Here is a 26,050-nt window from a genome sequence, read left to right as displayed (position 1 = left end):
TCCGGGGACGGGCCCTGTTTGCCCCGTACCGTCACGGCTGCTCTGATGGGTGGCCGTGACGGCAGTGACCCCGGCCCAGGCGGTCGAAACGGTGTTCAGGATCGAAGCCCCGCGGATCATCGCCGGCGTGGCCCGGATCGTGCGGGACGTCGGCATCGCCGAGGAACTCGCCCAGGACGCCCTGGTCGCCGCCCTCGAACAGTGGCCCAGGTCCGGAATCCCGGACAACCCGGGCGGCTGGCTCATGGCCGCCGCCCGGCACCGGGCGGTCGACCTCGTCCGGCGCAAGGAGACCTACGCGCGCAAGCTCACGGAGGTCGGCCGCACCCTGGAGGACGTACCGCCCCCGCCCGAGCCGCCGGCCCCGGACGACATCGACGACGACCTGCTGCGCCTGGTCTTCACCGCCTGCCACCCCGTCCTGTCCGCGGAGGCCCGGATCGCGCTCACCCTGCGCCTGGTCGGCGGCCTGACCACGCAGGAGATCGCCCGGGCCTTCCTCACCTCCGAAGCCACCGTCGCCCAGCGCGTCGTCCGCGCGAAGCGGACACTGGCCAAGGCCGGAGTGCCCTTCGAAGTCCCGTACGGGGCCGACCGCGAACAGCGGCTCGGCTCCGTCCTGGAAGTGATCTACCTCGTCTTCAACGAGGGCTACTCGGCCACCGCCGGGGACGACCTCGTCCGCCCCGCCCTGTGCGAGGACGCCCTCCGGCTGGCCCGCGTGCTGGCCGCGCTGATGCCCGGCGAGCCCGAGGTCCAGGGCCTGGTGGCGCTGCTGGAGTTCCAGGCCTCCCGGATCGCGGCCCGCACCGGCCCCGACGGGGAGCCGGTCCTGCTGGCCGACCAGAACCGGGTCAAGTGGAACCGGATGCTCATCCGGCGCGGTTTCGAGGCCGTACGCCGCGCCGGCAGCGGCCCCTACTCCCTCCAGGCGGCCATCGCCGGCTGCCACGCCCGGGCCGTCCGGTACGAGGACACCGACTGGCAGACGATCGCCGCACTCTACGGACGCCTCGTCCAGCTGGTCCCCTCACCGGTGGTCGAACTGAACCGGGCGGTCGCCGTCTCCATGGCCGAAGGCCCCGAGGCGGCCCTGCCGCTCGTCGACGCCCTCGCCGTGGAACCCGCGCTGCGCGCCTACCACCTGCTGCCGAGCGTACGGGGAGACCTGCTGGAGCGGCTCGGCCGGCGGGCGGAAGCCCGCGCCGAGTTCGAACGGGCCGCCTCCCTCACCCGCAACGCGCGCGAGCGGGACCTGCTGTTGAACCGGGCGCACCCGCGCGGTGCACCCTGACGGGCGATGGGCTCAGACCCGGACGGGCGCGTCCAGCGGCCGCCGGGGCGCGGTCAGCGCGATCGGCCGCCGGAACCCGCCGGAGCGGGCGATGTCCCGTACGGTCTCGCGCAGCGCCTCCTGGAAGGCGCCCATGGTGCGGCGGGCGGCCGGGGTGTCGACGTAGATCGAGTTCATGTGCAGTCCGTCCGCGTCGCGCTGGTACCAGGAACAGGCCCCGTTCGCGCGCGCCGACCACACGTGCGAGGCGGGCCGCCAGTCCTCGTACCGCTCGGCGCCCCGGCACTTGCGCATGTCGATGTACGAGAAGAAGTTCACCGGGTAGGGCCAGGAGCGGGCGGCGAACTCCTCGGGTGCCAGCAGCTCCCACGCCCGCACGAACGGCACGTCGATGTGGCGGAGCAGTTCCCCGAACCCCGCCCGGATCCCGGCCATCACCTCGGCGAAGTCCCGCCCGGGCGAGGCGTCGAACTCGATGGGCATGGTGTTCACGAACCAGCCGACCGAGTCGGACCAGCCCTCCCGGCCGCGCTCGCTGACCGGCATGAAGCCCCGGTAGACGCCCGGGCCGCCCGCCTCCCGCAGGGACAGCGCGACGGCGGCGAGCACCCCCATGAACGGCTTGCCGTCCACGGCCAGGCAGGACTTGTCGAAGACCTCCGCCTCACCGGCGTCCAGCAGCGGCGACGCCTCGTTGACGATGGGGTACATCCGGTCCGGCTCCACCCCGAGGTCCAGCGGGAACCTGGGGAAGAACTCGCCGTTGCGCGCGATGAACGACTTCCAGTAGCCGAGCCGTTCGTCGTCCGCCTCGATGGAGAGGTAGCGGCGCCGCTGCTCCTCGGCGAAGTCCAGGTAGCTGGGAGCGGTGGCCGGCAGAGCGGGACGCTCGCCCCGGCACAGGGCCTCGTAGGCGGTCGACACCTCGTTCACCACGATCGGCATCGACATGCCGTCGCAGACGATGTGGTCGAAGGCGAGGTAGACGGTGGCGGATTCCCCGCGCAGCACCGCGCCCATCGTGAACAGGGGCCAGGACAGCGTGTCGATGCTCCGCCGGAACCGTTCCCCGAGGAAGGCGCGCAGCAGCTCGGTGGTCGCGAAGTCGCCCACCGGTACGGCGTCCAGGGCGAGTTCGTCCGCGGCGAGCGGCTCGCACGCCAGCTCGCCGGCCAGGCGGCGGAACTCGCACCGGAGTACCTCGTGCCGCCGGACGAAGCCCAGCAGGGCCTGGGCGAGGGCGCGTTGGTCGAGCGGGCCGCGCACCTCGAAGGTCACCGCGAGCCAGGACGCCACCGGGTCGTCGGCCCCACGGCTCTCCTCGGCCACCGTGAAGTGCTTGTCCTGGTTGAAGGACGCCCTCCGGCCCGCCGGGTCGCCGGGGCCGGTGGCCCGGGCGGCCGTGGACCGCACCCGCCACTCGACCACCCGTCCGGGCGCCAAGGTGTGCATCTCCAGAGGAAACTGCCGCATTCCGTCATCCCTTCGCCCCCAAGTCAACCCCGTGCGCCTAACGACACCCGGCCCGCGGAAGTGACGCCCGCGCGCGGCGCGCGGGGGACGGGGTCCGTCGTAGCCGGGCGGTGATGACCGACAGTGGTCGGCGTGGATGCTTTTGACGAGGTCGAGCGGGTCATCGACGCCCTGTACGTGCTGGCGCCCGCCGGGTTCACGGCGGCCCGGGACGCGGCTGCGGCCAGGCTGAAGGCGGCCGGGGACAAGGCCGGCGCGAAACGGGTCGCGGGACTGCGGCGGCCGACGCTCGCCGCCTGGGCGTCGAACACGCTGGTCCGGACCGAGCCGGACGAGGCCGGACAGTTCCTCCAGCTCGGCCAGGCGCTGCGGGAGGCGCACCGGGACCTGGACGGGGAGCAGCTGCGGCACCTCTCGCACGAACAGCACGTGGTGATCGGGGCGCTCGCGCGGGAGGCCGTGCGGCTGGCCGAGGAGGCGGGGACGCCGGTGTCGGACGCGGTGGAACGGGAGGTGGAGCAGATCCTGCACGCCGTCCTCGCCGACCCGGGAGCGGCCGAGGACTGGGCGTCCGGGCGGCTCGCGAAGGTCCCGGCGGTGGCGGCGGAGTTCCCGGTGGCGGCCCCGGACGCCGTGGCGCGGGCGTCGGCGGCGGCTCCCGGGACCCGGCGGGAGGCCCGGCGGCAGGCGGAGCCGGCCGCCGCCGGCGGGGCCGATGAGCGGGCCGAGGCGCTGCGGGAGGCCGAACGGGCCGGGGCCGCCCGGGAGGAGGAACTGCGCGCGGCCGACGAGGAACGGGAGCGGGCGCTCGGGCGGGCCGCGGCCGCGGACGCGGAGGCGGAGCGGCTGGAACGGGACGCCGCCCGGGCCCGGGCGGCGCGTGACCGGGCCCACGCGGACCTCGCCGAAGCCGAGAAACGCCGCCGCGCCGCGGCGCGGGCCGCACAGCAGGCCGGCCCCGCCGGACCCGGCCGCCGCCGGGGCGCCGCACGTGACCCCGAGTGAGCGGGGTGCGTACGTCCGCCGCGCGGTCTGCGAGGGTTCCCGGGCGGCGCTGACGGCCGGCCGGGTCCGGCGGGGGCCGCCCCCGGATACGGGCCGCGGGACCCGGCCCCGGCGTACGTGCTCGACGCGGGCCGCCGCACGCGGTCCGGCGCGGCCCCGGCCGGTCCGGCGGACACCGCCCGGCCGCCGGGTACGTGCGACGGCCCGCTGGCGGGCGTGCCCTTGCCCTCACCGTCCCGGCCGACGACACGACGCGGACGAAGCCGCACCCGCAGCCGTGCCGGGCGGCCGCCGAGCGGCTCGGCGTCGACCCGGGCGACTGCGTCGCCGTGGAGGACTCCCCGGACGGCGCGGCCTCGTGGGAGGCCGCCGGGTGCGCGGTCCTGGTGGTCCCGTCACTGCTGCCGGTGCCGCGGTCCCCGGCGCGCACCTTCGCGGGCACCCTGGAGGACGTCACCTTGGACGGCCTGCGGAAGTGCCTGGTCCGCAGCCTCCCCGGCTGACCGGACCACGCCCCGCGGCGCGGGACGCAGGACCCCGGCCGCCCCGGCGGCGGCCAGGCACAGCGCCACCGGCAGCAGCAGGGCCGGGCCGAGCGGCACCAGCCGGGTCAGCGGCCCGATCAGCGCCGGCCCGGCCAGCATGCCGAGGTAGCCGAGACCGGCGACCCGGGACACGTTGGCCCCGGAGGAGTCCCGGTCCGCGTGCCCGGCCGCGCTGAAGAACTGCGGAACGCAGCCCGACAGCCCGACGCCGAACACCGTCCACCCGGCCAGGGCCGCCGGCACCGATCCGCCGAGCGCCGCCGCCGTCAGCCCGGCGGCGGCCAGCAGGGCCCCGTACCGGACGACGGCCACCGCGCCGGTACGGGCCACCACCCGGTCGGTGACCAGCCGTCCGGCGGTCATCGCGGTGGAGTACGCGGCGTAGGCCAGTGCGGCGGTGGCCGCGGGGGCGCCGAGTGCGTCGCGCACGTGCAGCGCGCTCCAGTCGTTCGCCACGCCCTCGCAGAGCATGAGGGCGAAGGCGAGCGCGGCCAGGGCCCATATGCGCCCGGGTGTCCGGCGCTTCGCCCGCGGCCCCGCCACCCGCTCGGCCGCGGCCCCGGAGCGCGGGAGCAGGGCCGGGGCGGACAACGCGGTGACGACGAGCCCGAGCCCGGCCACCACCGGCAAGGTCACGGCCGGCCCCCAACCGAGCGCGAGCGTCAAGGCGCCGCCGAGGGCCGCGAACACCCCGCCGACCGAGAAGACGGCGTGGAAGGCGGACATCACCGGCCGTCCGTAGGCCCGTTCCACCCGTACGGCGTGGGTGTTCATGCTGACGTCGAGGCAGCCGTTGCCGAAGCCGAGGACGAACAGGGCCGCGCCCAGGGTCCAGGCCCGGTCGGCGAACGCGGGCAGCACCAGGGCCGCGCTGCACAACGCCGCACCGGCCGGGACCGTCCGGCGGCAGCCGATGCGGTCGGTGAGCGGTCCGGCGAGCTGCATGCCGAGGAAGGCGCCGGCGCCGAGCAGCAGTAACAGCGAGCCCAGGACGGCGTGACCGATGCCGGTGCGGTGCTCCACGGCGGGGATGTGGACGATCCAGACGCCCATCACGAAGCCGTTGAGCCCGAAGAACGAGAAAGTGGCGAGGCGTGCCGCCCGCAGGGATCTGCTCATGCAGTCCACCATAGAGAACAGAATTTGTGTTCGCTAGATTGAGTTTCGAACATTGACGGTGTTCAATTGCGTTATGGCGAGCATGGAACGACTGAGGCAGATCACCGAAGCGGTGCGCGACCGGGAGCAGCTGAGCGTGGCCGAACTGGCCGCGGTCACCGGGGCTTCGGAGATGACCGTCCGCCGGGACCTGGAGGTGCTGGCGGAGCAGGGAGTGCTGGAACGGTTCCGCGGTGGGGCCCGGAGCCTGCTGCTGCGCGGGGAGGAACCGCCGTTCGCGTGGCGCGCGCGGGAAGGTGCGGACGTCAAGCACCGGATCGCCGTCGAGGTGGCCGCGCTCCTCGCGGACGGCGAATCGGTGGTCCTCGACAGCGGCACGACCTGCCTCGCGGTGGCCCGGGAGCTACCGGACCGGCGGCTCACCGTCATGCCGCTGTCGCTGCACGCGGCCAACGCCCTGACCGGCGCGCCCCAGCTGACCCTCCTGCTGCCCGGTGGCCGGCCGCGCCCCGGCGAACTGGCGCTGACCGGACCGCTCACCGAGGCGTCGCTGGCCGCGCTGCGCTTCGACACGGCCGTCATCGGCTGCTGCGGCCTGGACCCGGCGGACGGCCTCACCGCCTACGACCTGGCCGACGCGGCGGTCAAGCGCGCCGCGATCGCCTCCTCCCGCCGGGTGATCGCGGTCGCCGAAGCCGCCAAACTCGGCCGTACCGCCCTGGCCTTCGTCACCTCCGTCGCCGCCCTGCACACGGTCGTGACCGACGACGGCGCCCCCGCCGAGGCCGTCGCGGCCCTGACCGGGGAAGGGGTCACCGTACGGGCCGTGTGAGCCGTCAGGCGCAGAGGTCGAGGATCTCCACCACGCCCTTCGCGTACGCGCCGGTCACCGAGCCGGGGCCGGCGGCGGCCTCCCGGCGCAGCGCGGGCAGGGCCGTACGGATGAACGCGGCGCACTGCCCGTACAGCCCGGCCTCGTGGGAGCCGCCGTCGTCCTCGGTGCCCAGCAGGGCGAGCAGCGTCCAGAGCAGGGCCTCCCGGGTGGTCTCGCGGGGCGGACCCGCCGCCCACACGGCCATCAGCACCCCGCACGCCGCGGGCGCCGGCGGCTGGAGCCTGGTCTCGGTGAACACGTGACCCGCGAGGGCGTGGAAGGCGGCCGGGTGCCCCTCGGCCGCGTCCCACAGCATGTCCTGGAGATGGCCGGCGGAACGCCCGCACCCGCACGGCACGGACTCCCAGTCGTGCCGCGCGATCTCGGCCTCCACCGCCTCCGGTACCAGCGGGCTGCGCAGCGGCTTGTCCGTCCGTCTCATGGCGCAATTATGTGATCCCGCCACCGGCCCTTACCAGAGGGCGGGGAACCGGATCCGGTGGCCGGTCGTCCCAGACGCCGTGTGGAACGCAACGATAAGAAGAAGAGTCCTGACCTTGCTGTTCGCCCTGCTCGCGACGCAGCTGGGATCCCTCGTCGGCCCGGCGTACGCGTGCGGCTGCGGAGCGATGATCCCCGACGGTTTCTCCCGGATCGGAGTCCAGCGGGAGACCTCCGTCGTGCGCTGGGACGGACGGACCGAACAGATCGTCATGCGGTTCAGGGTCGACGGGGACGCGAAGAAGGCCGCCTGGATCATGCCGGTGCCCGGCCGCGCCACGGTCGAGCTGGGCAAGGCGGAACTGTTCACCGACCTCGGCCGGCTCACCGTGCCCGAACACCGGACCCGCGGCTACTTCTGGCCGCGCGAGGACGACTGGCCCTTCTCCTCCGGTTCCCGGGACGGGGCCAGGGCCGCGATGCCCGGCGCGTCCGTCGGTGTCGTCGGCCGCGAGCAGCTCGGCGACTTCGACGTCGCGCGGCTGACGGCAACCGACCCCGATGCCCTGCGGCGGTGGCTGGAGACCAACGGCTTCAAGCTGCCGGACGGGCTCTCCGCCGAGCTGCGGCCGTACGTCGACCAGGGGTGGGAGTACGTCGCCGTCCGGCTCGCCCCCCGGGACCGGTCCAAGGCGCTGGCCGGGGACCTCGACCCGTTGCGGATCCGCTTCGACAGCCCCCGGCTCGTCTACCCGATGCGGCTCTCCCGCAGGGCCAAGTCCGCCCAGTCGCTCGGGCTGTACGTCCTGGCCCCGCACCGGATGGAGCCCGTCTCCCCGATCGGCGGCGCCGCGCCGAAGGTGGCCTTCGCCGGGACCGTCACCCCGAGCGGGGCCGTGGCCGAACTCACCGGCAGTACCGACCCGGTGTTCCTCACGGCGATCGAGCAGGAGTTCCCCGAGCCGGCCCGGATCGACGGCGACCACGAACTGCGCGCCACCGCCCAGGACACCCCGTACCGGCGGGCCGTCTACCGCGACGAGCTGCTCACCGTCGGCGGCGTGCCCGCCTGGCTCCTGACGGTGGCGGCGGCGCTGGCCTCCTGCCTCGCCCTGGCCGTCGCCCTGACCCTGACCCTGGTCCGCCGCGCCGCCAGGCGCCGTACCGCCTGATCAGCAGGGACCGAGCGGCCCGGCCGCCCGGCGCAGCGCCAGGGCGGCCAGGGCCTCCGGGGCGCCGGGGCGGCCGCGCAGGCCCGGGAAGGCGTTGACGTCCACGATCAGCGGGACGCCGTCGCCGGTGTCGATGAAGTCCACCCCGTAGACGTCCAGTGCGAAGACCTCGCCGACCCGGCGCGTCAGCTCCGCCCACCGCGGCGGCGGTTCGCTCCGCGGCCGGCCGGGTTCCGTCCCCTCCCGGGCCATTTCCGAGCGCCGCACCCCCGAGAAGACCCGGTCGCCGATCGCGTACAGCTTGTGGTCCCAGCCGTTGTTGGGAACGAAGGCCTGCACCACGACCGGCTCCTCGCCCCATCCGGCGGCCAGTTCGCGCAGCCGCGCCGGACCGTCGACCCGGGCCACCAGGTCGCCCTTGCGGCTGCGCCGGCTCTTGACCACCACGGGCCAGGGCAGTCCGGGCAGTCCCGGGCCCTCCCCGGCCTGCCGGGCCAGCCGGTCCAGGGAGGGGAAGGCCGTGGTCGCCGCGAAGGGCAGCCCGGCCCGGCGGGCCAGCTCCGCCATGCCCGTTCGGTCCTGGCAGCGCTCCGTCGCCTCCGCGGTGTTCACCACCGGTGCGCCCCGCCGCTCCAGGGTCCGCGCCAGCTCCAGTGCCCGGGGATCGCGGGCCTTGAGCAGGTAGACGTCCGCCCGCGCCCGGGCCGCCACCGCCGCCGCGTCCGGTTCCCGCGGGTCCAGTACCACCACCTCGTGCGCGGGGGCGAGCGCGGCGGCCGCCCCCGCCAGCAGGGGGTGTCCGGCGTCCGGGGTGATCAGGCCGACCCTCATGCGCCGTCCCCCGCCCGGGCGGCCACCTGCGCCGGGATCGACACGGTGAGCGCCGTGGGGTGCGGCGGGACACGGGGCCCCGAGCCGCCGGTGCGGGACAGGTCGAGCACGGCCCGGGCCACCCGGGCCGCCGCCTCCGGCACCTGACGGAAGCTCGGGAAGTCGTTCACGTCCACCACCACCGGCCCGTCGGGGCCCAGCAGCACGTCCAGCCCGTACAGGTCCAGCCCGTACACCACACCCACCTGGGCGGCGATCGCGGCCACTTCCGCGGGCAGCGGTACCCGACGCTCGCGCACGGAGCGCTCAGGGTGCATGGGGGAGCAGCGTTCGGTGGCGAACAGTTCCCCGCCGACGCAGTACACCTTGATGTCGATGCCCGAATTTGGCACGTACGGCTGGGCGATGAGCATGCCCTCCCCGGCCAGGGCGGGCAGCAGCGCGGCGAGCCGGTCGGGGGAGGCCACCAGGTGCACCGCCCGGCCGGAGCTGCCGTCCGCCGGCTTGACGACCAGGGGGTACTCGGACGCCGGGATCTCCGCGAGCAGCTCGGGCCGGGCCACGGCGTACGTCGGCGGCAGCGGCAGGCCCCGGGCGCGCCCGATGGCGGCGGCCAGCGCCTTGTCCCGTACGCCCCTGATCGACCGGGCGTCGTTGACGGTGGTCATGCCGGTCGCGGCGGCCGCTTCGAGCAGGGTCAGGCCGGGGCCGCCGGACACCGTCTTGAGCACCCAGGCGTCGTGGACCCCGGCCCGCACCAGGTCGGTCATGCGCAGCAGCGAGCCACCCGGCCGCAGCACGTCCACCTGGTGGCCCCACGCGCTCAGCTGCCGGATCACCTCGTTCGGCATGCCGTCGTGGCGGTAGTGCTCCTCCACCAGGAAGCAGAGCCTCATGGACCTTCCCCATATTTTCCGGACGTCCGCCGATCCCGCCCGGCGAGTTGTGACGTCACAGGATGCCATGGCCGCAATGTGATGATCGTCCGGTAGCAGCCGGGGATTCCGCAGAAAACGCCTGAGAACTGCCTTAAGTGGCCATTACTCAGTGTCACTTTCACCAAGAACTTTCCAAACTGATCAACAATTCTCTTATAGTGAGGGCTTGTTGCCACAGGAACCCTCTCTTCCATTTACGCCCCGGTTTGAGGCTTTGATTGATGACGGCGTCGCCCTCCCCCCTTCGCCCCTCCGCCCTCGCCCTGCTCGTCACGGCGGTGGCGGCCGGAGTGCTCTGCACGGCGGCGGTGGCCGCGGCCCCGTCGGCCGTCCAAGTCCCCCTCGGCTGGTTCTCCGTCTTCGGAGTCCTGCTGCTCTCGGTCGCCGCGTTCGCCGTCACCTGGCTGACGCGCACCAGCCGCCTGCTGCGCGGCCGGATCGCCGGACTCGGCGCCGACCTCGCCGAGCGGGACGGGCACATCGCCCGGCTCACCGCCGACGCCACCCGTGACGCCGCCGCCCGCACCGCCGAGCACGCACGCCTCGCCCAGGAGCACGCCGCGGAACTGGAGCGGCTGAAGACCGCCCACCGGGTCGAGCTCGACCTGGTGACCGTCGCCCAGCTCGCCGACCGCGAGCGGCTCGGCGAAGAGCTGCGGCGCGCGGAGTCCGGACGGGCCGCCGCCATGGCCGCCGCCGCCAACGCGGCCGGCCGGATGCAGGCGCTCGCCACCGGAATGCTGGCCGACCTGCGCGAGATGGAACACCGCCACGCCGACGAGGACGTCCTCGGCGACCTGCTCCACCTCGACCACCGCACCGCCCAGGCCGGCCGCCTCGCGGACTCCATCGCCGTCCTCACCGGGGCCCGCTCGGGCCGCCGCTGGGCGAAGCCGATCGTCATGGAGTCGATCCTGCGCGGCGCCATGGGCCGGATCGGCGGCTACCAGCGGGTCCGGCTCCACTCCACCAGCGACGCCGCCGTCGCCGGACACGCCGCCGAGGGCGTCATGCACGCCCTGGCGGAACTTCTCGACAACGCCGCCAACTTCTCGCCGCCCACCGCCGAAGTCCACGTGTACGTGGAGGAGGTGCCGGCCGGGATCATCATCACCGTCGAGGACAGCGGCCTGGTCATGAGCGAGGTCCAGCTGCGCCGCGCCGAACAGGCGGTGACCGGCGAGTCCCTGGACCTGGCGGGGCTCTCCGGAACCCGCCTCGGGCTCGCGGTCGTCGGCCGGCTCGCCCGCAAGCACGGGCTGACGGTGTCGTTCCGGCCCTCGGCGCGCGGCGGTACCGGCGCGCTGATGATGCTGCCGCAGGAGCTGATCAGCCGTGCTCCGGCCGAAGCAGGGCCCGTGCCCGCCCTGGTGGCCGCGCCCGCCGGAGCCGCCGGGACGCGGACCGGGGAACCGGCCGGGCAGCCCGGGCCGGGCCCGCGCGGCGCCGCCGGCGCCGGGCGCGCGCAGAACCGTACCCCCGTCCCGCGGGACGACGCCCCGGACGCCGCACCCACGGCCTCCGACGCGGACCCCGGAGCCGCCGGCCGCGACCCCCGGCCGGGCGACACCGGGCTGCCCCAGCGGCGGCGCGGGCGCACCCTGGCCGCCGCCCACCCCGAAGGACCCGAAGCCGCCGCCCGCGCGGCGGCCCGCACCCCGGCCGCCCCGGCCGGCGCCTCCCAGTCCGCAGCCCGCTTCGGCAGCTTCCGGCAGGCCGTGCGCGGCGCGTCGGCACAGCAGCCCCTCAACCCCCCGCACCCGGAAGGCAACACGCGATGACCGGCTCCACGACCGACGAGACGCTCAGCTGGCTCCTGGAAGGCCTCCTGGAACGCACCCCCGGTGCCCGCCACGCGCTCGTGCTCTCCCGGGACGGTCTCAAACTGTGCCGCACCCCCGAGCTCTCCGTCGACCAGGCCGATCAGCTCGCCGCGATCGCCGCCGGCATCCAGAGCCTGTCGCACGGTGCCTCGATCGAGTTCGGCGACGGCACCGGGGGAGTCCGCTCCGCCATGGCCGAGTTCTACGGCGGCATCCTGTTCATCGTCGAGGCCGGGGAAGGCGCGCACCTCGCGCTCGTCGCCGCCGAGGACGCCGACGCCGGTCTGGTCGGCCACAACATGTCCGAACTGGTGGAGCAGCTGAGCGAGCATTTGATCGCGAGGCCCCGGGGTTGAGCCGGACCAGGCCGGGCCGGGACGACTCCCCGGACCGGCTCTACACCCTCACCGGCGGCCGCAGCAGCTCCGGTTCGGACGCCTTCGACCTCGTCACGCTGATCGTCGCCGAGTGCGATCCCGTTCCCGGCATGCAGTCGGAACACGCGGCGATCCTGCGGATGTGCCACTACCCGACGGCGGTCGTCGAGATCGCCGCCGAGCTGGGCCTGCCCGTGTCGATCGTCCGGATCCTGCTCGCCGACCTGCTCGGCACCGGCCGGATCAGCGCCCGGCACCCGCGTTCGGCGTACCGCCTTCCCGACCCCGACATCCTGGAGCAGGTGCTCGTTGGACTCCGCAACCTCTGACCGGCGTGAAACCCGGCAGACCCTCAGCAGCACCGCCGACAACGGCCTGAAGATCGTCATCGTGGGCGGCTTCGGCGTGGGCAAGACCACCATGGTCCGCTCGGTCAGCGAGATCCGGCCGCTGAACACCGAAGAAACCATGACCAGGGCGGGCGAAGGGGTCGACGACACCGACGGCGTGGCCGGGAAGAACGCCACCACGGTCGCCTTCGACTTCGGCCGGATCACCCTGGACGCGCGCAACGTGCTCTACCTCTTCGGCGCGCCCGGGCAGGAACGCTTCTGGTTCCTGTGGGACCGGCTGTTCTCCGGCACCCTCGGCGCGGTCGTCCTCGTCGACACGCGCCGCCTCGCCGACTCCTGGTACGCCATCGACCGCCTCGAACACCACGGCACGCCCTTCGTCGTGGCCTGCAACGACTTCGGCGGCCCCGGCCACACCGCCGAAGAGATCCGCCAGGCGCTCGACCTGCCGCCCGAGGTGCCGCTCGTCTTCTGCGACGCCCGCTCGCGCGCCTCCAGCAAGGACGTCCTGATCTCCCTCGTCCGCCACCTGCAGACGGCCGCCCTGTCCCACACCCCGGAGCCCGCCCCGTGACCACCCCCGCCGACCGCGAACCGCAGCCCGTCTACCTCGGCGGCGCGCGGTTCCAGACCGATCCCATCGCGCTGTACCGGGAGCTGCGGCGCGAGCACGGAGCCGTCGCCCCGGTCGTCCTCGACGGCGACGTACCGGCCTGGCTGGTCCTCGGCTACCGCGAACTGCACCAGGTCACCAGCGACCCCCAGCTCTTCTCCCGCGACTCCGACCTGTGGAACCAGTGGGACCGCATCCCCGCCGACTGGCCCCTGCTCCCGATGATCGGCCGCAAGCAGCCCTCCATCCTCTACACCGTCGGCGAACGCCACCGCCGGCGCGCGGCGGTCGTCTCCGGCGCGCTGGAGGCCGTCGACCCGTTCGAACTCAAGGGCCACGCCGAACGCTTCGCGGACGAGCTGATCGACCAGCTGTGCGGCAAGGGCGAGTGCGACATCGTCGGCCAGTACGCGATGCTGCTGCCGCTGCGCGTCCTGGCCCGGATCTACGGCTTCTCCGACGAGCAGGGCCCCGGCCTCGTCACCGCCATGAACGACATGATCAACGGCCGGGAGGGCGCCCTCGACGGCCAGCGCCACCTCGCCGAATCGATGTTCGCGCTGATCGCGGACAAGCTGGTGCGCCCCGGCCACGACGTCGTCTCCCGGATGCTCGCCGACCGGGGCGACTTCACCGTCGAGGAGATCGCCCAGGACCTGATGGTGATGCTGGCCGCCGGACACCAGCCGACCGCCGACTGGATCGGGAACTCGCTGCGCCTCATGCTCACCGACGACCGGTTCGCCGCCTCCCTTGCGGGCGGCCGGCACAGCGTCGCCGAAGCGATGAACGAGGTCCTGTGGGAGGACACCCCCACCCAGAACGTGGCCGGCCGCTGGACCTCCCGCGACACGCACCTCGGCGGCCAGCGCATCAACCGGGGCGACCTCGTGCTGCTCGGCCTGGCCGCCGCCAACGCCGACCCGCAGGTACGCACCGACGCGGGGGCCCTGACCGGCGGCAACAACGCCTTCTTCTCCTTCGGCCACGGCGAACACCGCTGCCCCTTCCCCGCCCAGGAAGTCGCCGAGGCCATCGCCCGGACCGGCATCGAGGTGCTCCTCGACCGGCTCCCGGACGTCGACCTCGCGGTGCCCGCCGCCGACCTCGCCCGGCGGCCCTCGCCCTGGCTGCGCGGCCTCTCCGCCCTGCCCGTGACCTTCACCCCGACCCCCGCCCTCGGAGGCTCCAGATGACGTGCCCGATCGACCACACGGGACCCGCCGCCATCACCCTGGACCCCTTCGTCGCCGACCTCGACGCCGAGAGCGCCGCGCTGCGGGCCGCCGGACCGCTGGCCCGGGTGGTCCTGCCCGGCGGCGTCGGCGTCTACGCCGTCACCCGTCACGCCGAGGCGCGGGCGCTGCTCACCGACGCCCGCCTGGTGAAGGACATCAACGTCTGGGGCGCCTGGCAGCGCGGTGAGATCCCCCAGGACTGGCCGCTGATCGGCCTCGCCAACCCCGGCCGCTCCATGCTCACCGTCGACGGCGACGAGCACCGGCGCCTGCGCACCCTCGTCGCGCAGGCCCTCACCGTCCGCCGGGTGGAGAAGCTGCGCGCCGGCATCGAGGCCCTGACGACCGGGATGCTCGACCGGCTGGCCGGACTGCCGGCCGGCGGGACCGTGGACCTCAAGGCGGAGTTCGCCTACCCGCTGCCGATGAACGTCATCAGCGGGCTCATGGGCGTCGACGGCGCCGAACACCCGCGTCTCAAGGCGCTGTTCGAGAAGTTCTTCTCGACGCAGACGCTGCCGCAGGAAGTGCCGCAGATGATGGCCGAGCTGTCCGCCCTGTTCTCCAGGATCGTCGAGTCCAAGCGCGCGAACCCGGGCGACGACCTGACCAGCGCCCTGATCGCGGCCTCGGAGAACGGCGACCACCTCACGACCGAGGAGATCACCAACACCCTCCAGCTGATGGTCGCCGCCGGTCACGAGACCACCATCAGCCTCATCGTCAACGCCGTCGTCGCCCTGGAGACCCACCCCGAGCAGCGCGCACGCGTCCTCAAGGGCGAAGTGCCGTGGGAGAACGTCATCGAGGAGACCCTGCGCTGGTCCACTCCGACCTCGCACGTCCTGATCCGCTTCGCCGCCGAGGACATCGAGGTCGGCGACCGGATCCTGCCGAAGGGCGAGGGCCTGATCGTCTCCTTCGGCGCCATCGGCCGCGACGAGGCCCAGCACGGCGAGGACGCGGGCGAGTTCGACGTCACCCGCACCCCCAACCGGCACATCTCCTTCGGGCACGGCCCGCACGTCTGCCCCGGCGCCGCCCTCTCCCGCCTGGAGGCGCTGGTGGCGCTCCCCGCGCTCTACGCCCGCTTCCCGGACCTCGCGCTCGCCGTCCCGCGCGAGGAGCTGCGCAACAAGCCGATCCTGACCCAGAACGACCTGTTCGACCTGCCGGTCCGGCTGGGCTGAGCGGTTTGCGGTCGGCGGAAAAATACGAATGCCCGTACGAGTGGCCCTGCTAGGTTGACCACGTGCCGAAGCTGAATCAGATCATCGCCGTCGAAAAGGGCGTCAAGTCCAAGTCGCTCCAAGAGCTCACCCAGGCTCACCAGGACGTCCAGAAGCCCGCCCTGCTCGCGGGCATCTCCCGGACGTACCAGCCCAAGGACGAGGAGGGCGAGCAGCTGCCGCCCGAGTCCACCCGGGTGCAGGTCAAGGCCGAGGACGTGCTGCGCGCGACCGCCGGCACCCTCACCCGGCTCTTCGACGTGACGGCCACCAAGGACTGGGCCAACCGCACCGCAGCCGCCGACGTCGTCGTCGACGGGCAGGTGCTGCTGGCCCAGGTCCCCGTCCCGTACCTGCTCTTCCTGGAGAAGCAGCTCACCGACCTGCACACCTTCGTGCGCAAGCTGCCGGTGCTGGACGCGTCGGAGTCCTGGAACCTGGACCCCTCGACGGACTCGTGGAAGACCGACCCGGTCCGCACCATCCGGACGAGGAAGGTCCCGCGCAACCACGTCAAGGCCGAGGCGACCGAGAAGCACCCGGCGCAGGTCGAGGTGTACTACGAGGACGTCCCGGTCGGTTACTGGACCACGGTGAAGTTCTCCGGGGCGCTGCCGGCGCGCCGGGTGAACGAACTCCTCGACCGCGTCGAGAAGATCCAGCAGGCCGTCAAGTTCGCCCGCGAAGAGGCCAACGGCGTCGAGGTCACCGACCAGCGGATCGGCGACGCCGTGTTCGGCTACCTGTTCAGGTAGCCCCGAGATCGCCCCCCGTGCGAGCGGGGGGTGGCGCGATGAGCGCAAGCTGAAACTGATGTTGAAGCTGACACGGGGCGTCAGTTGGGGGTTCGAATCCCTCCCCCCGCACCACACGCGGGGGTGGCCCAAGCCTGGCAGAGGCGGCCCCTGAACCTCAGATTCTCGCTCCAGTCTCAGTATTCGCCGCCGAACACCGGATCGACCGAGCGCGGACGATCATCGACGGATGGGGGTTCAAGTCCCTCCTGCGCCTCTCTCCGTGGCGCGGTAGTTCAAAGGCAGAACACGTCGGTTTAAGACTGATCCGCGACTCTTAAACGCCGCCGGTGTGCGCAATTGGGTGGCACACAGGGGCCCGGGAACTGGATATGTTCCCGGGCCCCGTCACGTCCGGCCTCCGGCCTGCGGTCGCTACGTCCGCACCGGCACCGACACGAACGTCCTGCCCGACTCGTTCTCGACCAGGACCTCCTGGACGTCGGCCGCCGCCACGGCCGCCGAACCGTCCAGCGAGGCCCCCTTGCCCTCGCCGTGCTCCGCGGTGCCCACGACCCAGCCGCCCGCCGTCCTGCGCGTCCCGTCCCGGGAGACCACCACCAGCCGGCAGCGCTCGCCCGCAGGCACGCCGGTCACGGCCGCGTGCACCCGCACCCAGGCCGCCGCCGGCACCACCTGCACCGTCATCCGCGCGCCGCTGCCCCCGTCCGTCGCGGACGCCACCCGCGTTCCGGGCACCGCCGAGGGCGCGGGCGGTGCCGTCGGGGACGGCGGCGGGGGCTGTGCGACGTTCTGCGCGCCGTCCGTGCCCAGCTGCGTACCGGCCCAGAACACGGCCGCCAGCGCGGCGGCGGCGGCCACTCCCGCCAGTCCGTAGCGCCGGCGCGCCCGCGCGGCCCGTTCGCCGCGGACCTGCCGCAGCGTGCGACGGAGCAGCAGGTCGCCGCCCTGCGGCGGCCCGTTGAGGAACGCCTCCGGTGGAACCTCGCCCAGGGCCCTCTCCATCTCGCGCAACGCGGCCACCTCCTCCCGGCACTGCACGCAATCGCCGACGTGCTCCTCGACGCGCCGTACGTCCGCCTCGTCGAGGACTCCGAGTACGTACGGGCCGAGCAGTTCCTCCTCGTGCCGCTGCCGGCTCATGCCACCACCTCCCGCAGTCCGCCGGGCTGCTGGGGCGGCCTGCCCGATCGTTTGCTCCTGTTGCCTTCCTTCGCGCTCTCCGTGAAGACCTCGCGCAGGGCCTTGAGCGCGTAGTGCGCACGCGATTTGACCGTGCCCGCCGGGATGCCGAGCCGGTCGGCGGCCTCGGCGACGCTGCGCTCGCGGTAGTACAACTCGGTGAGCACGTCGCGGTGTTCCGGCGTCAGCCGGTCCAGTGCGCCGAGCACCGTCACGGTGTCGACGACGGAGTCCGCGTGGTCCAGTTCCACCGGGGGAGCGGCCGCCGCGCCCGAGACCTCCGGCGGCCGGGCCGCCTTCGCCCGGTACCGGTCGGTGATGATGTTGCGGGCCACCGTGAGCAGCCAGCCGCGCACCGAGCCCTTCCCGTTGACCAGCACCTCGGAGTGCCGCCAGGCCCGCAGGAGGGTCTCCTGGACGACGTCCTCGGCGGCGGCCCGGTCCCCGGTGAGCCGGGTGGCGTACGCGAGCAGGGCGTGGCCGTGCTCCTCGTACACCGACGTGATCAGTGCCTCATCGGTCGAGCCCCGCCGAGTGCGGGGCCACAGTGGTCCGGCCATCTCACCCTCTCCGTCTTCCTCGCTTGCGTGGTGCGGTCCGAACACGAACCCCGGTCGGCGCGGGTTCATGTGACCCGCGTCACGCGGCGGCTGCGGCGCTCAGTTCCGGCAGCCGCGGCCCTCGTTGAGGCAGTCGGCCACGCCCCGCATCTGCGCGTCGGTCATCACGTTCACGAACATCGCGTGGTCCGTCTTCGGACTGTGCAGCTGCTCGGGGAAGGAGTCGAGCGCGAAGGGCGCGCCCGGGGGCACGTCGTACGCCAGCGAGATGCGCAGCTGCGGGACCGGGAAGGTGCCCTGCGGGCAGACGCCGCTCGACGTGGGGAACCGCAGGTGCGAGCGGTGGCCGGGGCTGTCGTTGTCCAGCCCGTTCCAGCAGCTCGGGAAGACCAGGGTGCGGGTGACGCGCTGCCCGGCCGGACAGCGCGGATAGTGCGCGGAGGCCAGTCCCGGTGAGCCGGAACAGCCCCAGCGGGCCCGGACGTCCGCGCCGCCGCCCGCCGTGTACGCGACGGCGTCGCCGGTCACCGCGCGCAGGAACCGGGGCATCGGCACCACCTTGCCGACCGGGCTGCCGCGGAACTCCACCGTCACCGCCGACTCCGGCAGGATCTCGCCCGTGTTGCCGTGCCCCGCCGCGCTCTCGTGCGGATCCCGGCCCGGGCGGTCGGTGCGGCGCAGGACCGGCCAGTAGTACGTCGACCGGTCGCCGCCCGCACAACTGGTGGGAGCGCCCGCGAGGGAGGCGTCCGTGGACAGCGCGTCGGTGGAGAGGTTGCCCACGTAGGCGTGGGTGTGGTGGGCACCCGCCCGCAGCCCCGGCGAGACCACCAGGTTGTCCTGGTTGTAGTGGCCTTCACCGTTGCGGCCGCAATCCACCGTCACGGTACCGGTCGAGGCGTCCGGCCCGGCGGGCAGCAGTCCGGGCTCGGGAAGCATGTCGTGCGGGGCGGCGAAGTCCGCGGCGACGGAGCCCGCGCCCGGCCCGGCGGCCCGGGACGCCCCGAGTACGGCGGCCGTCAGCCCGCCGCCCAGGACCAGGCAGACCAGCAGCGCGAGCAGTCGGTGTTCGTTCCCCATGGCGGTCACGGTTGCCGGTGCCCGCCACCTGAGTCAACCGGGCATCCGCGGGCCGGACGGTGGCGTTCTTGCGCGGCCGCGCGGCGACCGCGCACAGTACCCGGTATGACTCCCGAAGAGAGCTTCCAGGCCTTCGCCCGCACCCGGGCCTCGCTGGACGGCGGTGAGGTGGCCTTCTGGTGGACCGGTGACGTCCACTCCTGGTCGCCGGGAGAGCCCTACCGGCACCTCTTCGGCTTCGAGGGCCTCAACCTGGCCCGGCTCGTACGGGGCGAGGAGGAGGGCACGTACCAGCTCCTCACCCGCGAGGCGGCCTTCTACCTCGACCCGGGGACCCGCGAGATCCTGGAGACCTGGCAGGACAAACCGGTCGTCCACGTCTGGAACGACCCGGCCAACCAGCGGTGGCGCCCCTTCCCCGTCCCGCTGACGGAACTCGGCGACCAGGTCTGCTTCAGCCTGGAGATCCCCCTGGCCTACCCCTCGCCCCTGCCGGTCGCCCAGTACCCGCTGAACTCCGCCGACGACACCTACCGGGCCCTGGAGCTGTTCCAGTTCTTCGCCCCCGCGTCCGTCCTGACCACCGACGCACCCAGCGTCCCGGCCACGATGTCCTGGACCCGCATGTCCCCGTGGCTGCCGTGGATGGAACAGGGCCAGCGCCCCGGCGGTCTCACTTTCCACTGTCGCGGCCGCAAACTCGCCTCCTACGACGAAGCCCCCGAGCGCACCCGTTCCCACATCGCCGCGCACCGTCCGGAGTTCGCCCGCGCCCCGGAGAAGTGGACCGGGCCCAACGAGACCAGCTGGACGTATTTCCGAACACTCCACCCGCTCCGGTAGCCCCCTTCGCCGAGGGGAGAGGCCGGACAAGGGTTTTCCCCGTATCGAGTTCATCCGGGTGTTGCCTACTGTCTGCCCACCGGCGGTCTTCCCCCGCCACGAACTGCCCCCGCACCAACCCCACATGGTGTGAAGCCTTGCGCGGCCGGGCGGGATCGCCGGTACCGCCGTTGCCCTGCCCCGCCGTCGCGGTCGGGCAACGCGGCGCGCGGTGGTGTCCGGAGCGGGTCTGACCAGCCCGCTCCCGGCCCGCCCCGGCCGCCGGCCCACCTCCCACACAGCTCGAACCGGCCGCTCCGGCCTGCCCGGAAACGGCCCGCGAAAGGGAACACGTGCACGCATCCAGACGTCGGCTCATATCCGTGGCGGCCATGTCCGTCACCCTGCTGGCAGGCTCCGCCACCGCCTCCATGGCCGTGACCGGCTCCTCGGACCCCGCCGCCACCCTCCCGGCCGCCGCCGCCCCCGCCGTCCCGGGCGCCGCGCCCGTGCAGAACCTGATCGTCGGCTACAAGCCTTCCGCCGCCGAGGCCGGCTCCAACACCGCGGCCGCCGCCGATGCCGCCGCCAAGGCCAAGAAGGCCGGCAAGAAGGCGAAGTTCGACCGCCGCCTCGGTACCGGCGCCGCCCTCGTCAGCCTGGGCGGTGCGACCGCCCCCGCCGACGCGGCCGACGTCATGGCCCAGTTCCGCGCCGACCCGGACGTCGCCTACGTCGAGCCGGACGCCCGCGCCTACGCCATGGCCACCCCGAACGACACCGAGTACGCCAAGCAGTGGGACCTCTTCGAGCCCACCGCCGGCATGAACGTGCCCGCCGCCTGGGACAAGACGACCGGCTCCGGCGTCACCGTCGCCGTGATCGACACCGGCTACGTGACCCACTCCGACGTCGCCCCCAACATCGTCGCCGGCTACGACTTCATCAGCGACTCCACCGCCGCCCGCGACGGCAACGGCCGCGACAACAACCCCGCCGACCAGGGCGACTGGAGCGCGGCGGGCGAGTGCGGCACCGGCTCCACGGCCAGCGGCTCCTCCTGGCACGGCACCCACGTCGCCGGCACCATTGCCGCGGCCGCCAACAACGCCAAGGGCGTCGCCGGCATCGCGTACAACGCGAAGATCCAGCCCGTCCGCGTCCTCGGCAAGTGCGGCGGTGCCACCTCGGACATCGTCGACGCCATCACCTGGGCCTCCGGCGGCTCCGTCCCCGGCATCCCGGCGAACGCCACGCCCGCCAAGGTCATCAACATGAGCCTCGGCGGTTCGGGCACCTGCGGCACCAGCTACCAGAACGCCATCAACGCGGCCGTCGCCCGCGGCACCACCGTCGTGGTCGCCGCCGGCAACAGCAACGCCGACGCGTCGGGCTTCACCCCCGCCAGCTGCAACAACGTGATCACCGTGGCGGCGTCCAACCGCACCGGCGACCGCTCCTTCTACTCCAACTTCGGTACCCGCATCGACATCACCGCCCCCGGCGGTGAGACCCGCCGCGCCACCGACACGCCCGGCACCGTCACCACCCCCGAGAACGGCATCCTCTCCTCGCTGAACGCGGGCGCCACCACCCCGGGTGCGGAGATCTACAAGCCGTACCAGGGCACCAGCATGGCCTCCCCGCACGTCGCGGGCCTCGCCGCGCTCCTGGTGGCCGCCAAGCCGTCCCTCACCCCGGCGCAGATCAAGTCGGCCATCAAGGCCAACGCCCGCCCGCTCGCCGGTGCCTGCACCGGCGGCTGCGGCGCCGGCCTCGCCGACGCGGCCGCCACCGTCAACGCCGTCACCTCCACCCCGGTCACACCGGTGTTCGAGAACACCACGGACGTGGCGATCCCGGACAACGGCGGCGCCGTCTCCTCCTCGGTCACCGTCTCGGGCATCACCGGCAACGCCCCGGCCGCCCTCAAGGTCAACGTCGACATCAAGCACACCTACCGCGGCGACCTCGTCATCGACCTGGTCGCCCCGAACGGCACCGTCAAGCGGCTCCAGAGCTCCTCCGGCGACAGCGCGGACAACGTGTTCACCACGTACACCGTGGACGCCTCCGCCCTGCCCGCCAACGGCACCTGGCAGCTGCGCGTCCAGGACGTCGCCGCCGCCGACACCGGCTACATCGACTCCTGGAGCCTCGGCTTCTGAGCCCGGCCCGCACGCGCGTCCGTCAGGCAGCCGGAGCCCCCCAACTCCAGCCCTGACGGGCCCGTTGGTACGGACCAACCCAGCCCCCGGACCTGCCGGTACCTCCCGTACCGGCAGGTCCTTCGGGCATTCCGGCCGGCCGGCTGATTTCTGCGTCACAAAGGGGGTCCGCCCGGCGGCTGACCTCGTATTGTCGCGTCTCACAGGAAAAGCACAGGACAGGGGCGCGAAAGGCTGGTGGCTCTGCGTGGCGGCGACGGGGAACGCTGACACAGGCGTCGGACACGGGGAACTCATCGCGGCGGTCGACCGCGCGCTGACCACCCACGGCCGGGCGATCCTCACCGGACCGGCCGGCGCCGGCAAGACCGAGGTGGTGCGCGCCGTCGCGGCCGCCGCCGAAGCCCGCCGCGAGACGGTGCTCCACCTCGCCCCGGAAGCCGCCGACCAGCGAATACCCGAGGCGTCGGCCGCCGCCCTGCTCGCCTCCGTCCCCGGCGCCGCCCTCGAACGGCTCGCCGGACCGCAGCGCACCGCGATCGCCCTGCTGCGCCGCGAGACCGACACCCCGGGCGCCGGGCGCGACCACGTCGCGCTGCGCCTCGCCGTCGTCGAGGTGCTGCGCACCCTCGCCGTCCGCAGTCCCGTCCTCCTCGTCATCGACAACGCCCAGTGGCTCGACGCCGAGAGCACCGGCCTGCTGCGCTTCGCCCTGCGCCTCACCCCGCCGCGGGTCCGGGTGCTGGTCGCCGAATGCGTCCAGGGCGGCGCGCCCGTCGCCGGACCGCTGTGCGGGCCCGCCACCCCCGCCGTCCGGGTGCCCCCGCTCGGCGCGGAGGAAGTCGCCGAACTGCTCGTGCGCCACGGGCTGCCCGCCCGGCTCGCCGGCCGGATCCACCAGGCCAGCGGCGGCAACCCGCGCCTGGCCCTCGCCCTCGGCCACTCCCTGACCGAAGCCGCCGGATCCCGCGACGGCGGCCCCGGCGCCCACCACGCCGACACCCTGCCCATCTCCGGGCAGGCCCGCGAAGTCGCCCGGCGGCTGCTCGCCGAAGCCCCCGCACGGGCCCGCCGCACCCTGCTCCTCGCCGCCCTCGCCGCCCGCCCCACCACCGCCCTGCTGCGCCGGGCCGGCCGCCCCGACGCCGAAGCCGAACTGGCCGAGGCGGAACGGGCCGCACTGGTCACCGTGGGGGAGGACGGCGCCGTCCGCTTCACCGCCGGCGCGCTGCCCACGGCGCTGGCCGCCGACGCGGGCTGGCCCGAGCGGGCCGCCGGGCACGCCGCGCTCGCCGCCGCCGTGGACGACCCCGTCCAGGCCGTACGGCACCGGGCGCTGGCGGTGGACACCCCCGACGCCCGCCTCGCCGCCGAGATCACCGACGCCGCCGCGGCCTGCCGGCGCCGCGGCCAGCGGGCCCTCGCCGCCGAACTCGGGCTGCTCGCCGCCGAACGCACCCCCTCCGGCCGGCCCGAGGAGGAACTGGCCCGGCTCGTCACGGCCGCCGAGGACGCGGGCTGGGCGGGCCGCGCCGACCTCGCCCGGCGCGCCACCCGCGCCGTCCTCGCCCGCGACGCCTCGCCCGCCGACCGGGTACGCGCCCGCCTCGCCGTGATCGACGCCGCCGGGCAGGCCCTGGCCGACCTCGACGAGACCTTCGCGTACGCCATCGACGACGCCGCCGGGGACCCGGCGCTGCTGGCCGCCGTCCGGCTCCGGGTCGCCTGGAAGCACAACCTCAGCGACGGCGACCCCGTGCGCTCCCGGGACGCCGCCGCCGAGGCCGGAGCCCTGGCCGCGCTCGGCGGCGATCAGGTGGCCGAAGCCATGGCCCTGACCGTACGGGCCCGCATGGGCCGCATCCTCGGCGACCCGGGGGCCGAGGACATCCTCGCGGAGGCGCTCGCCCTGCCCGCCCCCGAAGTGCCGCTCGGCATGCGCAACGCGCCGCAGTACCTCGCCGTCCGGCACGCCCTCTTCGACGACCGTCTGGAGGACGCCCACCGCCAGCTGCTCGTCCTGCTCCCCGCGGTACGGCGCACCGGCTCCGCCGAGGACGTCTTCGAGGTGCTGCGCAGCCTCACCGAGGTCGAGCTGCGGCGCGGCAGGTGCGCGGCCGGAGCGGCGCACGCCCGGCGCGCCCTGGAGCTGACCATCGAGGCGGGCCTCTCGCCCGGCCCCGCCTGGTACGTCGCCGCCATGGCGGAAGCCACCGGCGGCAGTTTCGCCCGGGCCGCCGGTTACGCCCGCCGCGGCATCCAGGCCTCCGAGGAGGAGCACGACCAGGTCTTCCTCTCCCGCGCCCTGTACGCCCTCGGCCTGGTCGAACTGGCCACGGGCGACGCCGCGAAGGCGGTGGCCACGCTGCGCCGGGTCGCCGGCCTGGAAGCGGCCCAGCAGGTGGTCGACCCCTCGATCCTGCGCTGGCACGGGGAGCTGGCCGAAGCCCTGGTCGCGGCCGACGCCCCCGGTGAGGCCGCCGAACTGCTGGACTCGGTCCGTACGGTGGCCCTCGCGCTCGGGCGCTACAGCGTGCTGGCCGCCCTCGACCGGGCCCGGGGCCTGTGCCTGTCCGCGCAGGGTGACGCGGAGGGGGCCGTGGCCCTGCTGGAGGCCACGGCCCGGCGGTTCGACGTGCTCGGCCTGCCCCTCGAACGCGGCCGTACGCTCCTGGCCCTGGCCCGCGTCGAACGCCGCCGGCGGCGCCGCGCCCCGGCCCGTACCGCGCTGCGCGAGGCGGCCGAGGTGTTCGACCGGGCCGGTGCGAAACCCTGGCTGGACCTCGCCCGCGACAGCGCCCCCGAAGCCGCCGCCCGGCACCCCGGGGTGGCGGCGCTGACCGAGGCCGAGACCCGCCTCGCGTTGCTCGTCAGCCAGGGCGCCAGCAACCAGGAGGCCGCCGCGAAGCTCTTCCTCAGCGTGAAGACGGTGGAGTCCCGGCTGACCCGCATCTACCAGAAGCTCGACGTCCGTTCGCGGGCCCAGCTGGCGACGGCCCTGCGCGCGGGCTGAGTGCGGGCCGGGTCAGCAGGTGAGGTGGTCGCCCGGGGTGACGCCCAGCACCTGGGTGAAGCTCTGGTAGGCGTTCACCCGGCTCTGGACCTGCGCCGGATTGCCGCCGTTGCACTCCAGGGAGCCGTTGATGGAGCGGATCGTCTCGCCGAAGCCGGCGCCGCCGACCATGGCGGTGTGGGCGGTCATGGTGCCCGGCCCGTTCTGCGTGTTCCAGTACCAGAGCGCCGTCTTCATCGCGACGGCCGGGTCCTGCTCGACCAGGTAGGGGTTGGCGAGGAGGTTGATGCCGAGCGCGTCGCCCGCCGCCTTGTAGTTGAAGTTCCAGCTCAGCTGGATGGGGCCGCGGCCGTAGTAGGCGGCCTGGCCGGCCGGGCAGCCGTAGGGCTGGGAAGCGTCGCAGTAGTGCGGGTAGTTGGCGGTGTTCTGCTCCACAATGTAGACCAGGCCGCCGGTCTCGTGGGAGACGTTGGCGAGGAAGGCGGCGGCCTCGCGCCGTTTGACGGTGTCGTCGCCGGTGTGCGCGAAGGCGGGGTACGCCGAGAGCGCCGCGACCAGCCCGTTGTAGGTGTAGAAGGGGTTCCGGTTCGGGAACATCCGGTTGAACTGGGCTTCGCTGACGACGAATCCGGACGGATCGCCGGTGCCCGGGTCCGGGTCCTGGCCGCCGCCACCGCAGGCGCCCTGGTCCGACCAGACCCCCCACTGTCCGGTGGTGCCCGGGGTCTCGCCCTGGGTCCACCACTTGGCCTGCCAGTTGTGTCCGGCGTACGAGGCGCTCATGCCGTTCGTGTAGACGGCGGAGGCGGCCCAGGAGCCCGTGCAGGCGGGAGCCGCGGCGGCGGGGGAGGCGGGCAGGGCGATGGCGAGGCCGAGGGTCACGGCGGCGGCCGCGGCCATGGACAGGGCGCGGCGGCGTAGCGCACGGATCACGGAACTGCTCCTTCAGTGGGGGGAGTTGCCGTGGGGGCAACTACGGCCACTGAAGCGAAGCTGGTCTGGACCTGTCAAGGTCTAGACCAAAGCTGTTGCTTTTGGCGCGTTCGGCTTGCACAAACGCCGGACCGGGGGGGAGGGCCCCGGCCGCGGCGCCCGGGGGGGGGGGTAGGTGGGGACCGCCGCCGGGGGCGGATCGCGCGCCGGCC

General features: G+C 74.0%; 24 protein-coding genes. 15 read left to right on the top strand and 9 right to left on the bottom strand.

Going from position 1 to position 26,050, the window contains the following annotated elements:
- Positions 1-64: 64 nt before the first annotated feature.
- A complete protein-coding gene (locus ACWGH1_RS00770) occupies positions 65-1,294 on the top strand; it encodes an RNA polymerase sigma factor (protein ID WP_453356156.1) in 1,230 nt (409 codons plus the stop codon).
- Positions 1,295-1,306: 12 nt separating this feature from the next.
- Here the strand turns inward: ACWGH1_RS00770 and ACWGH1_RS00765 are convergent, their stop codons facing one another.
- The gene (locus ACWGH1_RS00765; RefSeq protein ID WP_453356153.1) at positions 1,307-2,767 is read right to left on the bottom strand and encodes a condensation domain-containing protein; all 1,461 of its coding nucleotides are present in this window, start codon (positions 2,765-2,767) and stop codon (positions 1,307-1,309) included.
- A gap of 132 nt (positions 2,768-2,899) precedes the next feature.
- Between ACWGH1_RS00765 and ACWGH1_RS00760 the strand changes: the two genes are divergently transcribed.
- Together ACWGH1_RS00760 and ACWGH1_RS00755 are read left to right on the top strand one after the other, a co-directional pair.
- A complete protein-coding gene (locus ACWGH1_RS00760; protein ID WP_453408294.1) occupies positions 2,900-3,772 on the top strand; it encodes a hypothetical protein in 873 nt (290 codons plus the stop codon).
- 194 nt (positions 3,773-3,966) lie between these two features.
- Positions 3,967-4,275 (top strand): HAD-IA family hydrolase, encoded by a 309-nt coding sequence (locus tag ACWGH1_RS00755; protein WP_453408293.1) that lies wholly within the window; start codon positions 3,967-3,969, stop codon positions 4,273-4,275.
- Here the strand turns inward: ACWGH1_RS00755 and ACWGH1_RS00750 are convergent.
- The gene (locus ACWGH1_RS00750; protein ID WP_453356613.1) at positions 4,168-5,436 is read right to left on the bottom strand and encodes an MFS transporter; all 1,269 of its coding nucleotides are present in this window, start codon (positions 5,434-5,436) and stop codon (positions 4,168-4,170) included. The two genes, ACWGH1_RS00755 and ACWGH1_RS00750, sit on opposite strands and share 108 nt — an antisense overlap.
- A 73-nt stretch (positions 5,437-5,509) precedes the next feature.
- On the opposite strand from ACWGH1_RS00750, the gene ACWGH1_RS00745 reads away from it, so the two are divergent.
- Entirely contained in the window at positions 5,510-6,268 is a 759-nt protein-coding gene (locus ACWGH1_RS00745; RefSeq protein ID WP_453408292.1) for a DeoR/GlpR family DNA-binding transcription regulator, read from the top strand.
- A 4-nt stretch (positions 6,269-6,272) separates the two neighbouring features.
- Here the strand turns inward: ACWGH1_RS00745 and ACWGH1_RS00740 are convergent, their stop codons facing one another.
- Positions 6,273-6,752 (bottom strand): hypothetical protein, encoded by a 480-nt coding sequence (locus ACWGH1_RS00740; protein WP_453356615.1) that lies wholly within the window; start codon positions 6,750-6,752, stop codon positions 6,273-6,275.
- A 79-nt stretch (positions 6,753-6,831) separates the two neighbouring features.
- Between ACWGH1_RS00740 and ACWGH1_RS00735 the strand changes: the two genes are divergently transcribed.
- Complete coding sequence (locus ACWGH1_RS00735; RefSeq protein WP_453356616.1) at positions 6,832-7,923, top strand: DUF2330 domain-containing protein; 1,092 nt, start codon at positions 6,832-6,834, stop codon at positions 7,921-7,923.
- Here ACWGH1_RS00735 and ACWGH1_RS00730 read toward each other — a convergent pair whose 3' ends face one another.
- Positions 7,924-8,754: an ATP-grasp domain-containing protein gene (locus ACWGH1_RS00730; protein WP_453408291.1), complete on the bottom strand. Its 831-nt coding sequence runs from the start codon at positions 8,752-8,754 to the stop codon at positions 7,924-7,926.
- Positions 8,751-9,650 carry an ATP-grasp domain-containing protein gene (locus ACWGH1_RS00725; RefSeq protein ID WP_453357039.1) on the bottom strand — a complete coding sequence of 300 codons (900 nt, stop codon included), beginning with the start codon at positions 9,648-9,650 and terminating at the stop codon, positions 8,751-8,753. Before ACWGH1_RS00725 ends, ACWGH1_RS00730 begins: the two co-directional genes overlap by 4 nt.
- 263 nt (positions 9,651-9,913) lie before the next feature.
- Between ACWGH1_RS00725 and ACWGH1_RS00720 the strand changes: the two genes are divergently transcribed.
- The 7 genes from ACWGH1_RS00720 to ACWGH1_RS00690 all read left to right on the top strand — a co-directional run bounded on the left by ACWGH1_RS00720 (position 9,914) and on the right by ACWGH1_RS00690 (position 16,080).
- On the top strand, positions 9,914-11,473 hold the full coding sequence (locus tag ACWGH1_RS00720) for a sensor histidine kinase (RefSeq protein WP_453408290.1): 1,560 nt from the start codon (positions 9,914-9,916) through the stop codon (positions 11,471-11,473).
- Positions 11,470-11,871 carry a roadblock/LC7 domain-containing protein gene (locus ACWGH1_RS00715; RefSeq protein ID WP_136214855.1) on the top strand — a complete coding sequence of 134 codons (402 nt, stop codon included), beginning with the start codon at positions 11,470-11,472 and terminating at the stop codon, positions 11,869-11,871. Before ACWGH1_RS00720 ends, ACWGH1_RS00715 begins: the two co-directional genes overlap by 4 nt.
- Entirely contained in the window at positions 11,868-12,221 is a 354-nt protein-coding gene (locus ACWGH1_RS00710) for a DUF742 domain-containing protein (RefSeq protein ID WP_453354807.1), read from the top strand. The genes ACWGH1_RS00715 and ACWGH1_RS00710 overlap by 4 nt, the downstream gene beginning before the upstream one ends.
- Positions 12,202-12,819 carry a GTP-binding protein gene (locus ACWGH1_RS00705; protein WP_453354806.1) on the top strand — a complete coding sequence of 206 codons (618 nt, stop codon included), beginning with the start codon at positions 12,202-12,204 and terminating at the stop codon, positions 12,817-12,819. The genes ACWGH1_RS00710 and ACWGH1_RS00705 overlap by 20 nt, the downstream gene beginning before the upstream one ends.
- Positions 12,816-14,054: a cytochrome P450 gene (locus ACWGH1_RS00700; protein WP_453354805.1), complete on the top strand. Its 1,239-nt coding sequence runs from the start codon at positions 12,816-12,818 to the stop codon at positions 14,052-14,054. The genes ACWGH1_RS00705 and ACWGH1_RS00700 overlap by 4 nt, the downstream gene beginning before the upstream one ends.
- A complete protein-coding gene (locus ACWGH1_RS00695; protein ID WP_453354804.1) occupies positions 14,051-15,286 on the top strand; it encodes a cytochrome P450 family protein in 1,236 nt (411 codons plus the stop codon). Before ACWGH1_RS00700 ends, ACWGH1_RS00695 begins: the two co-directional genes overlap by 4 nt.
- Before the next feature lie 62 nt (positions 15,287-15,348).
- On the top strand, positions 15,349-16,080 hold the full coding sequence (locus tag ACWGH1_RS00690; protein ID WP_453354803.1) for a DUF7873 family protein: 732 nt from the start codon (positions 15,349-15,351) through the stop codon (positions 16,078-16,080).
- Positions 16,081-16,494: 414 nt separating this feature from the next.
- Here the strand turns inward: ACWGH1_RS00690 and ACWGH1_RS00685 are convergent, their stop codons facing one another.
- The 3 genes from ACWGH1_RS00685 to ACWGH1_RS00675 all read right to left on the bottom strand — a co-directional run bounded on the left by ACWGH1_RS00685 (position 16,495) and on the right by ACWGH1_RS00675 (position 18,902).
- Complete coding sequence (locus tag ACWGH1_RS00685) at positions 16,495-17,223, bottom strand: anti-sigma factor family protein (RefSeq protein ID WP_453354802.1); 729 nt, start codon at positions 17,221-17,223, stop codon at positions 16,495-16,497.
- Positions 17,220-17,822, bottom strand: coding sequence for a sigma-70 family RNA polymerase sigma factor (locus ACWGH1_RS00680; protein ID WP_453354801.1), 603 nt, complete (start codon positions 17,820-17,822; stop codon positions 17,220-17,222). Before ACWGH1_RS00680 ends, ACWGH1_RS00685 begins: the two co-directional genes overlap by 4 nt.
- A gap of 99 nt (positions 17,823-17,921) precedes the next feature.
- Positions 17,922-18,902 (bottom strand): DUF1996 domain-containing protein, encoded by a 981-nt coding sequence (locus ACWGH1_RS00675; RefSeq protein ID WP_453408289.1) that lies wholly within the window; start codon positions 18,900-18,902, stop codon positions 17,922-17,924.
- A 105-nt stretch (positions 18,903-19,007) separates the two neighbouring features.
- Here ACWGH1_RS00675 and ACWGH1_RS00670 point away from each other — a divergent pair, with 105 nt between their 5' ends.
- From ACWGH1_RS00670 to ACWGH1_RS00660, 3 genes are all read left to right on the top strand, one after another.
- Complete coding sequence (locus ACWGH1_RS00670; protein WP_453357288.1) at positions 19,008-19,745, top strand: DUF1838 family protein; 738 nt, start codon at positions 19,008-19,010, stop codon at positions 19,743-19,745.
- A 371-nt stretch (positions 19,746-20,116) separates the two neighbouring features.
- The gene (locus ACWGH1_RS00665) at positions 20,117-21,892 is read left to right on the top strand and encodes a S8 family serine peptidase (protein WP_453408357.1); all 1,776 of its coding nucleotides are present in this window, start codon (positions 20,117-20,119) and stop codon (positions 21,890-21,892) included.
- Between the two features lie 247 nt (positions 21,893-22,139).
- Positions 22,140-24,905, top strand: a complete 2,766-nt coding sequence (locus ACWGH1_RS00660) for an AAA family ATPase (RefSeq protein ID WP_453408288.1) — start codon at positions 22,140-22,142, stop codon at positions 24,903-24,905.
- Between the two features lie 12 nt (positions 24,906-24,917).
- Here ACWGH1_RS00660 and ACWGH1_RS00655 read toward each other — a convergent pair whose 3' ends face one another.
- Positions 24,918-25,805 (bottom strand): glycoside hydrolase family 19 protein, encoded by an 888-nt coding sequence (locus ACWGH1_RS00655; protein WP_453357226.1) that lies wholly within the window; start codon positions 25,803-25,805, stop codon positions 24,918-24,920.
- Between the last annotated feature and the right edge of the window lie 245 nt (positions 25,806-26,050).

Source organism: Streptomyces sp. NPDC054883 (assembly GCF_053610645.1).
Note: the sequence above shows the minus strand (reverse complement) of the source record. Positions and strands in the feature narration are given on the sequence as shown.